At 74.5% G+C, this 12,007-nt stretch carries 8 protein-coding genes; 4 read left to right on the forward strand and 4 right to left on the reverse strand.

Annotation, left to right across the window (positions count from 1 at the left end):
• Positions 1–293 precede the first annotated feature (293 nt).
• Positions 294–3,314 carry a glycosyl hydrolase gene (locus GXP71_RS12105; protein ID WP_162352845.1) on the forward strand — a complete coding sequence of 1,007 codons (3,021 nt, stop codon included), beginning with the start codon at positions 294–296 and terminating at the stop codon, positions 3,312–3,314.
• A 67-nt stretch (positions 3,315–3,381) separates the two neighbouring features.
• Here the strand turns inward: GXP71_RS12105 and GXP71_RS12110 are convergent, their stop codons facing one another.
• Positions 3,382–4,923: a methyltransferase gene (locus GXP71_RS12110; RefSeq protein WP_162352846.1), complete on the reverse strand. Its 1,542-nt coding sequence runs from the start codon at positions 4,921–4,923 to the stop codon at positions 3,382–3,384.
• 242 nt (positions 4,924–5,165) lie between these two features.
• Here GXP71_RS12110 and grpE point away from each other — a divergent pair, with 242 nt between their 5' ends.
• Positions 5,166–5,852: a nucleotide exchange factor GrpE gene (grpE, locus tag GXP71_RS12115; RefSeq protein WP_162352847.1), complete on the forward strand. Its 687-nt coding sequence runs from the start codon at positions 5,166–5,168 to the stop codon at positions 5,850–5,852.
• Positions 5,853–5,901: 49 nt separating this feature from the next.
• On the opposite strand, the gene GXP71_RS12120 is transcribed toward grpE, so the two are convergent.
• The 3 genes from GXP71_RS12120 to GXP71_RS12130 all read right to left on the reverse strand — a co-directional run bounded on the left by GXP71_RS12120 (position 5,902) and on the right by GXP71_RS12130 (position 9,756).
• The gene (locus GXP71_RS12120; protein ID WP_162352848.1) at positions 5,902–6,636 is read right to left on the reverse strand and encodes an endonuclease/exonuclease/phosphatase family protein; all 735 of its coding nucleotides are present in this window, start codon (positions 6,634–6,636) and stop codon (positions 5,902–5,904) included.
• A 13-nt stretch (positions 6,637–6,649) separates the two neighbouring features.
• A complete protein-coding gene (locus tag GXP71_RS12125) occupies positions 6,650–7,354 on the reverse strand; it encodes a ThuA domain-containing protein (protein ID WP_238402388.1) in 705 nt (234 codons plus the stop codon).
• 101 nt (positions 7,355–7,455) lie between these two features.
• Entirely contained in the window at positions 7,456–9,756 is a 2,301-nt protein-coding gene (locus GXP71_RS12130) for a sodium-translocating pyrophosphatase (protein ID WP_162352849.1), read from the reverse strand.
• Between the two features lie 208 nt (positions 9,757–9,964).
• On the opposite strand from GXP71_RS12130, the gene GXP71_RS12135 reads away from it, so the two are divergent.
• Both GXP71_RS12135 and GXP71_RS12140 read left to right on the forward strand, forming a co-directional pair.
• On the forward strand, positions 9,965–10,495 hold the full coding sequence (locus tag GXP71_RS12135) for a sigma-70 family RNA polymerase sigma factor (RefSeq protein WP_162352850.1): 531 nt from the start codon (positions 9,965–9,967) through the stop codon (positions 10,493–10,495).
• Positions 10,492–11,859 (forward strand): hypothetical protein, encoded by a 1,368-nt coding sequence (locus tag GXP71_RS12140; RefSeq protein WP_162352851.1) that lies wholly within the window; start codon positions 10,492–10,494, stop codon positions 11,857–11,859. The genes GXP71_RS12135 and GXP71_RS12140 overlap by 4 nt, the downstream gene beginning before the upstream one ends.
• Positions 11,860–12,007: the final 148 nt, after the last annotated feature.

The raw sequence follows: 12,007 nt of genomic DNA on the forward strand, positions 1-12,007 counted from the left end.
AGGGACGCGCCCTGGCGTGGACCTGTCGCGAGGCTGTGCACGACCTGTGCACCCCGGCGGCGGCCGCTCCCGTCCGGCGACCGGCGTTCGCAGGCGAGGGCCGGAGCGGGCGCTGCCGGCGTGGACGGCGGCGAATCGCTTAGGTGGCCTGGGTCCGGCGTCGTCCGCCCTAGGCCGTTCCGACTAAGTTTGGTAACTTGACGAAGTCTGTCCGCGCCCGTCCGGTTCGCGACGGCCGTGACCCCTGGAGGGTCGAGCACCGGTGCTCGACCCGACCGTCACCTGGAGGTTCAATGACGAACCGCAGCCTGCCGCGCCGCGCGCGCGGACGGTCGGCGGCCCGCACCCTGGCCGCCACGGCCGCGGCGCTCGCCGTGGCCGGGCTGTCCGCGCTCCCCGCCCAGTCAGCCCCGTCCGTGCCGTCGGCGGCCGCCGACTCGACTGTCACCATCGTCGACACGGGTGCGACCGCCGAGACCCGGTCCCTGTTCTCCTACCTCGACGACGTGCGCGGCGACGGCATCCTGTTCGGCCACCAGCACACGACGTCGTTCGGCCTCACCCCGGGCGTCGGCGACGGCACCACGTCGGACGTCGAGAACGTCACGGGCGACTTCCCCGCCGTCTTCGGCTGGGACACCCTCATCATCGAGGGCAAGGAGCGGCCCGGCGTCGCGGAGAACACGCGCGACCAGAACATCGCGGTCATGGCCGACTACATCGCCAAGGCCGACGCGCTCGGCGGCATCAACACCGTCAGCGCGCACGTCGAGAACTTCGTGACGGGCGGCTCGTTCTACGACACCTCGGGCGACACGCTGCGGGCCGTCCTGCCCGGCGGCTCGCACCACGCCGACCTCGTCGCCTACCTCGACGACATCGCCGAGCTCGCCGACGCCTCGCGCGACGCGGACGGGAACCTCATCCCGATCATCTTCCGGCCGTGGCACGAGAACGCGGGCTCGTGGTTCTGGTGGGGCGCCGCGTTCGGCTCGCCGGGCGAGTACCAGGAGCTCTACCGGTTCACCGTCGAGTACCTGCGCGACGTCAAGGGCGTGAGCAACTTCCTCTACGCGTGGGGCCCCGGCGGCGGGTTCGGCGGCAACCGGGACGTCTACCTGCGCACCTACCCCGGCGACGCGTTCGTCGACGTCCTCGGGCTCGACACGTACGACAACACGGCGTCCGACGCGTTCCTCACGGGCCTCGTCGCCGACCTGCGGATGATCGCCGAGATCGCCGACGAGAAGGGCAAGATCTCCGCGTTCACCGAGTTCGGCGTGACCGGCGGCGTCGGCACCAGCGGTTCGTCGCCCGCGCAGTGGTTCACCAAGGTGCTCGCGGCGATCAAGGCCGACCCCGTCGCGAGCCGGAACGCGTACATGGAGACGTGGGCCAACTTCGACGCGGGCCAGCACTTCGTGCCCGTCCCCGGGGACGCCCTGCTCGAGGACTTCCAGGCGTACGCGGCCGACCCGTTCACGCTGTTCGCGTCCGAGGTGGACGGGGCCTTCGACCGTGCGGTCGACGCCGCGCCGGCCGCACCCCTCGTGCACATCGCGTCGCCCGCCGACGGCGCCCGGGTCGCCACGTCGCCGTCGACCGTGCGCGTGCGCGTCACCAACGCCTCGGCCACGGCGGTGAGCGTCCAGGTCGCGAAGGGCGGCACGGTCGTCGACACGCTCGACCTGACGTACGACGGGTCGCTCTGGTGGAGCGCACCGTGGTCGCCGACCGCCGCGCAGCTCGACAACAGCACGTACACGGTGAGCGCGACCGCGACGCTCGACGGCGGCGGCACCCTCGACGTGACGAACCAGGTGGTCCTCGGCCCGAAGCCGACGTTCGCACCCGGCGTCGTCGACGACTTCGAGGGCTACGGCGACGACACCGCGCTGCGCGCCGAGTACGTCACCTACGGCGCCAACACGATCTCGCTCGAGACCGGGTCGGTCGGGGGCGGCGCGAAGGCGCTGCGGCTCGACTACGACTTCGCGACGCAGACCTACACGGGCCTGGGCAAGCAGATCAGCGGCGACTGGTCCGAGTTCAACGAGCTCGCGATCTGGGTCGACCCGGACGGCTCGAACAACAAGATGGTCCTCCAGCTCAACGCGGGCGGCGTCGCCTACGAGGCCTACCCGTCGCTCGCCGGGGACGCGCCGCAGCTCGTCACGATCCCGTTCGTCGACTGGCGGCCGGCGCCGTGGGACACCGCGCACGCCGACCGGCGGATCTCCGACGCCGACCTGAAGGCGCTGACGTCGTTCAACATCTACGTCAACAGCGTCGACGGCGGCGCCGCGTCCGGGTCGATCGTCGTCGACGACATCGCCGCCCTGCCGGGCGTCGAGCCGCCGCCGCTGTTCTCCGACGTCCCGAAGGGCCACCCGTACGAGACCGAGATCCTCTGGCTGCACGCCCAGGGCCTCGACGACGGCTACCCGGACGGCACCTTCCGTCCGACGAAGACCGTGAAGCGCGCCGACGCGGCGCGGCTGCTCTACGCCTACGAGAAGGCGTCGTTCACGCCTCCCGCGAAGCCGTCCTTCCTCGACGTCAAGAAGAGCAGCGCCGCGTACACGGCGGTCGAGTGGCTCGTCGCGGAAGGCCTCGTCGACGACGGGCTCCTCTTCCTGCCGAACGCCCCGCTCGACCGGTCGTCCACGGCCGAGCTCCTGTGGCGGCTCGCCGGTTCCCCCGAGCCCGACGGCACCGAGGCGTTCCGCGACGTGCCGACGTGGCACCCGTACCGGACCGCGATCACGTGGGCGACCGAGGTCGGCGTGATCGACCCCGCCTCGCCGTACACGTTCGGCGTGCTCAAGCCCGTGCAGCGGCAGGAGGTCGCCCGGTACCTGTACCGGTTCGACGCGCTCCCGTCGCCGCTGCAGCCCGTCGTCCTGTCGGACTTCGCCGACGGCGCGCAGGGCTGGGGACCGCTCGACAACGGCCCGGGCTCGGCGACGGCGTCCGGCGGGGCCCTCGCCATCGAGGCCGCCGCACCCGACGGAGGGTGGTTCTCGTTCACCCCGTCCGCCGCCGACTGGACAGGCCGCACGTCGCTCGCGCTCGACGTCGTCTCGACGACCGGGTTCGACACCAAGGCCGCGATCCAGCTCGGCTCGTCGTGGCAGTGGTGCGAGACCGCGCAGGTCGGCTGGGTCTCCGGGCCCCGGACCGGCGACGACCCGCTCGTCGTCGACCTGACGACCCTGACCGCCGAGTGCGGTGCGCTGCTGTCCGACGTCAAACGCGTGAACCTCTACTTCAACGCAGGCACGCACGCGATCGACGACGTCGAGCTCCGCTGACGCGGGCGTGACGCACGACCGAGGGCCGGTCACCCAGCACGGGTGGCCGGCCCTCGGCGCGTCCGCCTCACGACGGGAGGAGCAGGCCGTCCGTCACCAGGCCGCGGACCGACGGGAGGACGTCCGCGGCGACCGCCTCGGCACCCACCTCCAGCAGCGCGCCCAGCGCACCGACGATCTGGCCGACCGTGAGCTCGCCGTCGCACACCCCGACGAACCCCGCGAGCGCGGTCCCCGCCTGCACCGTGCGGCCGAACCCGCCGCCCTGGCGCAGCAGCACGACCTGCGGGTCCACGGCACCCGGCGTCAGATAGCGCTCCTCGGTGACGTCGGGGGCGACGACCAGACGTGCGTCGGCCAGGTCGGCGTCGCTCCGGGCCGAGAGCCAGTCGTGGGCGTCGAGCGCGGCGCCGAGGACCGGCCCGAGCGGCTGCGCGACGGTCCCCGTGACCTCCTCCAGGCGGCGCAGCGTCCGGCCGCGGTCGGACGGGCGGCGCAGCGTCACGATCCCGAACCCGACGGCCTCGACGTCGCGGCTCGCGAAGTCGTCGAGCCACGCGCCGTAGCGGGCCGCCCACGCGTCGCGGTCACGGTCCGGCGTCGTGCCGCCGTCGCGGATCCACGTCTCGGCGTACTGCGCGGGGTCCTGGAGCTCGCGCTGCACGACCCACGCGTCCAGCCCGGACGCGTCGACCCACGCCCCGATCCGCTCGTCCCACGACTCGCCGCGCCGCACCTCCCAGTTGCCGAGCAGCTGTGCCACCCCGCCGGGCTCGAGGACGTCGCCCACGCCCTCGACCAGCTCGCGCACGATCGCGTCCCCCGCCCTGCCGCCGTCGCGGTACTCGTACGCGGGCACGTCGGCCGACCGTGGCGTGATGACGAACGGCGGGTTGCTGACGACGAGGTCGAAGCGCTCGCCCGCGACGGGCTCGAGCATCGACCCCTCGCGCAGCTCGACCTGGTCGCCGACGCCCGCCAGGGCCGCGTTGAACCGCGCGAACGCGAGCGCGCGGCGCGAGATGTCCGTCGCGACGACCACGCCGGCGTGCCGCGTCGCGTGCAGCGCCTGCACCCCGCACCCGGTGCCGAGGTCGAGGACCCGCCGGCGCGGCGACCGCACCGTCACCTGCGCCAGCGTCGTCGACGCCCCGCCGACGCCGAGCACGTGGTCGGTCCGCAGCGCGGTCCCCGTCGCGAGCTCGCCCAGGTCGGACGCGACCCACCAGTCGACGTCGCCCGACCCGTCGGACGCCGCGTACGGGCGCAGGTCGACGAGCGCGCGGACGTCGTCGTCGGGGGCCGCGCCGCTCGCGTCGAGCAGCCCGAGCGCGTGCGCCCCGCGCGCGCCCAGCGTCGGCAGCGCCCGGTCGAGGGCGTCCCGACGCACCCGGCAGCCGAGCAGGAACGCGCGGACCAGCGTCGCGACGGGCTCGTCGGACGCGGCCGTGGCGCGCAGCGCGGGCACGGGCTCCTCGCGGTGCAGGGCCGCCGCAGCGACCGGGCCGAGCAGGTCCTCGACGGCGGCGACCGTGAACGACGCACGCCGCAGGTCGTCGCGCAGGTGGTCGAGGAGGGCGGGGTCCGGCTGCGGGACGTCGACGCTCATCCCCCGATTCTCCCCGCCGCAAGCCCACGCGGTGCCGCGCACCCTGCGCGGTGCACCGAGCCACAGGAGAGCGAGGCGGGCGGCACGTGTCACCCGAACGAGCGGTCCTCCTGCGCCGTCCGAGGCGCGCCGCGACCGATCCGTCCCGGTGTGCCGGATTCTGCGCCACGATGACGCCCTGGGGCCGCCCCGTCCCAGGTCCCCCGCCCGGGACCGTCGCACGCAGAAGGTACGTCGGCAGCATGGCACTCGAACTCACGCTGGGCGCACGGTCGCGCACAGCCGACACCTCCGTCCTCGCCGTGCCGTCGTGGTCCGACGTGACCGCCTGGGCCGACGCCGCTCCCCCGTGGCTGCCGTGGGCCGTCGCGGGCTTCTTCGCGCTGGTCACCGTCCTCGCGCTCGTCGGCCGTCGCCGCGCACGCCGCCACGACCGGTACACCACGGCGCGCTTCAAGCAGGCGTGGTCGGCGCTCAAGGACACCGAGAAGAAGCTCGAGGAGGAGCGCGCGTGGGCGCAGGAGCAGGCCCGCGCGGTCGAGCCGGCCCTGCAGGTCGGTCAGGCGCTCGCCGTCGAGCGGGCGCTCGCGGCCGAGCGCGCGCACGCCGCCGAGCGCGCCTTCGCGGCGGGGCAGTGGCCGCACCTCGACGACGCGGCGGTCGAGGAGCTCCTCGCGCTCGCCGACCTCGTCACGACCGACGAGGCGGCGCTCCAGCTGCGGCGCGTGCTCTCGGCGGTCGGGATCCGCGAGCTCTCCGTGCAGGCGGGCGACCCGTTCGACCCCGACCTGCACGTCGTGTGCCACGCGCGGCCCGCACCGACCCCCGAGTACCTCGGCACGGTCGCGACGGTGCACGCGTCGGGCTGGGCGACGACCACCGACGTGCTGCGCCCGGCGGACGTCGAGCTCTACGTCGACCCGCGCTGACTCCCTCGCGCGGAGTGGGCTCCGCGACGGCCCACGTGCGGTCCCCGCGTCAGACGCCGGTCGGACCCGGTCCCGGGGCAAGGTCGACGACGAGCGGCCGGTGGTCGCTCGCGCGGTGCACGAGCGCGTCGTCGCGCACGTGCGCAGCCACCACGCGCACGCCCGCGTCGTGCAGCACGACGTCGATCCGGTGGCGCGCGTCGACGGCCGGGTACGTCGGCGGGCCGTCGGGCGCCGCGTCGAGCAGCCCCGCGAGCCCTGCCTGAGCGCCCGCGGTACCGCCAGCACCCCCGACGCCTCCCGGGGTCCCCGAGCCGAGCAGCCGCTGCCAGGTCGGGCCGCCCGGCTGCTCGTTGAGGTCCCCGACCAGCACGAGCGGGCGCTGCGCGCGCGCGAGGTGCGCGTCGAGCACGTCGAGGTGCCGCAGCCGCTCGGCACGGTCCAGGGAGAGGTGCACGGCCACCACGACGACACCCTCGACGCGCGCGAGCGCGACCCCGCGCCGCACGGTGCCTGCCTGCCACGGCAGCGGCAGCGCGTGCGCGTGGGTCACCGCGAGCCCCGGGGAGGCCAGCAGCGCCGTCGTCCGCGCACCGCGCCCGCCCACGACGACCCGCAGCCCGGTGCGTCGCGCGAACCGGTGCAGCCGCCACCAGCCGAGAGGGCCGCGCGGCGGCTCCTGCACGGCGAGGACGTCGGGTCTCTCGGCGCGCACGACCTCCGCCACGGCCCGCCCGTCCTGCTGCAGGCCCTTGACGTTGTAGGACATGAGTCGCAGCGTCACGGTGACCAGCGCATCACGCGTCGAGCAGCCACGCGACCTCACGGCGCAGCAGCGTGCGCCGTGACGGCGACGCGTACGAGCGGACGTCGTGCCCGAGCGCGTCGTAGAGGGCGCGGCCGGGACCCGGCGCGACCCACACGACGGGGTGCGTCCGCGTCGCGCCGTCGTCGCCCGTGACGTCGGCGACCAGCAGCACGTGCGCCCCGTCCGCGACGAGGAGGTCCGCGTACCGCTCGTCGACCGCGTCGACGTCGTCGAGGTCGTGGGTCACGTGGTGCATCGCGTCGACGACGCGGAACCGTGCCGCGCCGAGCGGCGGGTGCCACGACACGTCGTCGTCCCACCGCCCTCCGAGCGTCGCCGCCCAGCGCGGGTCGTCGCCGAACGTGTTGGCCGCCTGGTGGAGCCCGAGCACGGCGACGCCGTCGGCGACGAGCGCCTCCCGCCGGTCGTGGAACCCGCGCCACGCGTCGGCGTGCGCGGGGTCGAGCGGCCCCTGCCCGCAGTTCACGACCAGCAGATCGGGCCGGTCGACGTCGTCGAGCGCGTCCGGGAAGACGCTGCGGACCGTGACGTCGTGCCCGTCGGCGCGCAGCAGCGTCGCGACGGCGTCCGACGTCGCCGCGTGGTCGTGCCACGGGTCCCCGTACCGGTCCCGTCCGACGAGCACCACCACCTGCGCCACGGCCACCTCCTGCGTCGATCGGCCCTGCGTCACCGTCGGACGGTCGAGTCTCACCCACGGCGACGACCCCCGCGAGACGCCGGACGCCGCCCACCCCCGATCGGGGCGGACGGCGTCCGGGTGGTGGGGGTCGGTCAGCGCGCGAGCGCGCGCTCCGCCTCGGCCGCGACGGTCTCCTCACGGTCGACGCGCGCCGCGCGGAGCCGGGAGGCGATGACGGCACCGAACGCGATGAGCGCCGCGACGACCGCGATGGACAGGCGCGCGACGTGGTTGGCGTCGTCGCCGACGGAGATCACGACGACGGCCGGCGCGATCAGCACCGAGACGAGGTTCATGACCTTGATGAGCGGGTTGATCGCCGGGCCCGCGGTGTCCTTGAACGGGTCGCCGACGGTGTCGCCGATGACGGCGGCGGCGTGCGCGTCGGAACCCTTGCCGCCGTAGTGCCCGTCCTCGACGATCTTCTTCGCGTTGTCCCACGTGCCGCCCGCGTTCGCGAGGAACACGGCCATGAGGACGCCGGCGCCGATGGCCCCGGCGAGGAACCCGGCGAGCGGCCCGACGCCGAGGCCGAAGCCGACGGCGATGGGCGCGAACGCCGCGAGGAGGCCCGGGGTCGCGAGCTCGCGCAGCGAGTCGCGCGTGCAGATGTCGACGACCTTGCCGTACTCGGGCCGCGTCTCACCGGTCATGATGCCGGGGAAGTCGCGGAACTGGCGGCGCACCTCGAAGACGATCGCGCCCGCGGCGCGGGTCACGGCGTCGATCGCCAGGCCGGAGAACAGAAAGACGGTCGCACCGCCGAGGATCACGCCGACGAGCGTGACCGGGCTGATGATGTCGTACGACAGCATCGCGGCGACGATGTCGTTCCCGACCGTCCCGGAGATGCCGTCGAGCGCGGTCCGCACGGCGTCCGCGTACGAGCCGAACAGCGCGGTCGCGGCGAGCACGGCGGTCGCGATCGCGATGCCCTTGGTGACGGCCTTCGTGGTGTTCCCGACGGCGTCGAGGTCGGTGAGGATCTGCGCGCCCTCGGGGCTGACGTCGCCGGACATCTCGGCGATGCCCTGCGCGTTGTCGCTGACCGGCCCGAAGGTGTCCATCGCGACGATGACGCCGACGGTGGTGAGCAGGCCGCAGCCCGCGAGCGCGATGAGGAACAGCGCGAGCGCGACGTTGCCGCCCGCGATGAGGAACACGCCGCAGATCGCGGCGGCGATGATGCCCGCGGTGTAGACGGCGGACTCGAACCCGACGCCGATGCCCGACAGCACGACGGTCGCCGCACCGGTGAGGGTCGTCTTGGCGACGTGCAGCGTGGGCTTGCTGGTCGTGCCGGTGAAGTAGCCGGTGACCCACAGGATGATCCCGGCGAGCACGACGCCGATCGCGACGGCGGCCGACGCGATGACGCGCGGGTCGCCCGCGTGGTTCTCCAGGCCCGCCGTGCCACCCGTGAAGTCCGCGAACGACGACGGCAGGTAGACGAACGCCGCGACGGCGGCGAGCGCGACGCCCACGAGCGCCGAGATGTAGAAGCCGCGGTTGATCGCGGTGAGGCCGCTCTCGTCGCCGCGGACCCGCGTGATCGCGACGCCCAGCGCGGCGACGAGCGCGCCGACGGTCGTGACGATGAGGGGGAAGACGAGCCCGTGCTCGCCGAACGCGGCCTTGCCGAGGATGAGCGCCGCGACGAGCATCACGGCGTACGACTCGAACAGGTCGGCCGCCATGCCCGCGCAGTCGCCGACGTTGTCGCCGACGTTGTCGGCGATCGTCGCGGCGTTGCGCGGGTCGTCCTCGGGGATGCCCTGCTCGACCTTGCCGACCAGGTCGGCGCCGACGTCGGCCGCCTTGGTGAAGATGCCGCCGCCGACGCGCATGAACATCGCGAGCAGCGCGGCCCCGAAGCCGAAGCCCTCGAGGACGCCCGGCGCCTCGCCGCGGTACAGCAGCACGACCGCAGCGGCACCCAGCAGGCCGAGCCCGACGACGCTCATGCCGACGACCCCGCCGGTGCGGAACGCGATGCGCGCGCCCTCGGCACGGCCGCCGGGCTGGGACGCGGCCGCCGCGACGCGCAGGTTCGCGCGCGTCGCGAGCCACATGCCGAGGAACCCGATCGACGCGGAGAACAGCGCGCCGACCAGGAAGAAGATGGACCGCCCGACCTTGATGCCGGCGTCGCCCGGCAGCAGGAACAGCAGGGCGCAGACGACGACCGCGAAGATGGCCAGGGTGCGGAACTGCCGGCTCAGGTACGCCGACGCCCCTTCCTGGACCGCGCGCGCGATCTCGCGCATGGAGGCCGTACCCTCACCGGCCGCGAGCACCTGACGGCGCAGCACGGCAGCGACGACCAGGGACGCGACCGCGACCGCTGCGATGACCACGACGATCGTGATGCTCGTGGAACCGAGCTCGACCATGCATCCTCCCAGGATGGTGCCCGGCACGCTCCCCCTGACCGTGCCTGTCCCGCGGCCCCGTTGCCGCCGGACCCGCAGAGTCTAGCCAGCAGATGTGACCTGGATCGCACCGGGAGATGGACATCAGGTTCGAGCGCAACCCCAACCGTTCCGATGTCCCGTACGTCAGCACGGTCATGAGGCATCGACGACGGACGGGGACGCACCGGTGACGTGGGAGGACGACCTCGGCCGCGTGGTCGCCGAGCGCGGCGGCGCGCTCGTCGCGTACGCGCGCCTGCTCACCGGTGACCTGCACGCCGCGCAGGACCTCGTGCAGGACGCGCTCGTCAACGCGTTCACGCGGCGCCGGCGCGGACCTGTCGACGAGGTCGAGGCGTACGTGCGCCGCGCGATCCTCAACGCCTACCTCGACGGCTGGCGGCGACGACGACGCCTGGACCAGGTGGTGCACCTCGTCGCCACGCAGACGCACGCAGCCGACCAGACGTCCGCGGCGGGTGACCGCGCCGACGTCGCCGCCGCGCTCGACGCGCTCTCGCCGCGCGAGCGGGCGTGCGTCGTCCTGCGGTTCTACGACGACCTCACGCTCCCCGAGATCGGGCACCGCCTCGGCGTGTCCGACGGTGCCGTGAAGCGGTACCTGTCCGACGCCCGACGACGTCTCGAGCCGCTCCTCGGTCCGCAACCCGACCTGCTCGACGACGTCCCGACGATCGCGAAGGGAGCCCGGCGATGACCCGCGACCTGTCCCACGAGCTGCGCGACCTGGCGGCCCGGCACGCGCGGACCCTCCCCGACGGTGGGCTCGCCGTCGCGGCGCTCACGCGGCGCGCCCGGCGACGTCGTCGGGCGCGGGCCACGGCCCTGACCGTCGGCTCCGCGGCCGTGGTCGTCGTGGTGGCGGCGGCGGGTGCGCTCGCCCTGCGTCCGGCGCCCCGTCCCGCGCCGGCGCACACGCCGTCCCCCAGCGCGAGCGCGACGCCTGCTCCGTCGGCCTCCGCCACGCCGGCCGTGGCCCTGCCGCACGGCGATCCCACCGCGGAGTACGGCACGTGCGGTGCGCTCGTGGACGCGACGCCGACCGGCGGGTTCGCCGCGTCGTGGACGACGACCGTCGAGATCGCCGACGACGAGGTCGCGGAAGCCGGCGCCCTGGCCGTCGACGCCGCCCTGGCGCCTCCCGACGCGCCTGCCACGATCGTCGGCTACCCGGAGTCGGGACCTCGGTTCTCGGTCGTGCGCGACGGCGTCGTCGTCGCAGGCGGCACTGATCTCTACCTCGGCGCCGACCTGGGCGTCGGCCTCGACCCCGTCTACTCGGAGGGGGACGACACCGTCGCCTTCACCGGCAGGGTCGATCTCGCGGTCTGCGACCCGGGCGACGGCTCCGCCGACGTCGGCGCCGCCCTCCCGCCGGGGCGCTACACGCTGGTCGCCTGGACGCCCGTCGTCGACCTGGGCACGGACTCGTGGCCGGACGCCGTGGTCCAGGGAACCTCGACCAACGCGGAGTACGTCGCGCAGGCCGGTCTGACGTGGGTCGTCGCGGCCGGACCCGCCGTGCCGTTCTCCGTGCTCGCCGGGGATGCGCCGGTCGCCCAGGCGCCGGTCGCCGGTGCGCCGCCCGCCGGGTCGGCGCCGACCTGCGGGGACCCGGCACCGGCGGTGACCCGCGGCCCGCTCCACCTCGACCGGCCGGCCGCACCGCCGTCGGAGGCGCAGGTCGGCGAGGTCCTCGAGGTCGCGCTCGACCTGCGGTACGACGGGCCGGGCAGGTTCCGGCTGCACCAGTACCCAGCGGCGCTGGTCATCAGCCAGGAGGGCGTGGTCGTCGGAAGCACGGTGGTGCAGTGGGACGGGATGACGCGCGTCGTCGACCTCGGCAGCGGGCAGCCGCGGCACGAGACCGTCTTCGCGTCGCTCACGGGCTGCTCGACCGAGTTCGGCGAGCCGGGCACGTCACTGCCTGCCGGGACCTATCTCGTGCACCCCGTCGTGGACGGCAACGTCGGGTGGATCTGGACGTCGGAGTCGGGGGCGGTGCGCCCGGGCGGGAGCACGGTCGCCGTCGGGGAGCCGTTCACCGTCACCGTCCGCTGACCGGTCCCGCGACCAACGGCCCGGGGACGTCGTTCGTCCTTCTCCGTGACGGTGGGCGACGACGGGAGGGCGCAGGTGCTTGCGCCGGGCGGGTGGCCGTCCGACCTGCGGCTCAGCACGTGCCCCGGGCGACCGATACGCACGGGCG

Origin of the sequence: Cellulomonas sp. H30R-01, assembly GCF_010119915.1 — a bacterium.
Classification (GTDB): Bacteria; Actinomycetota; Actinomycetes; order Actinomycetales; family Cellulomonadaceae; genus Cellulomonas; species Cellulomonas algicola.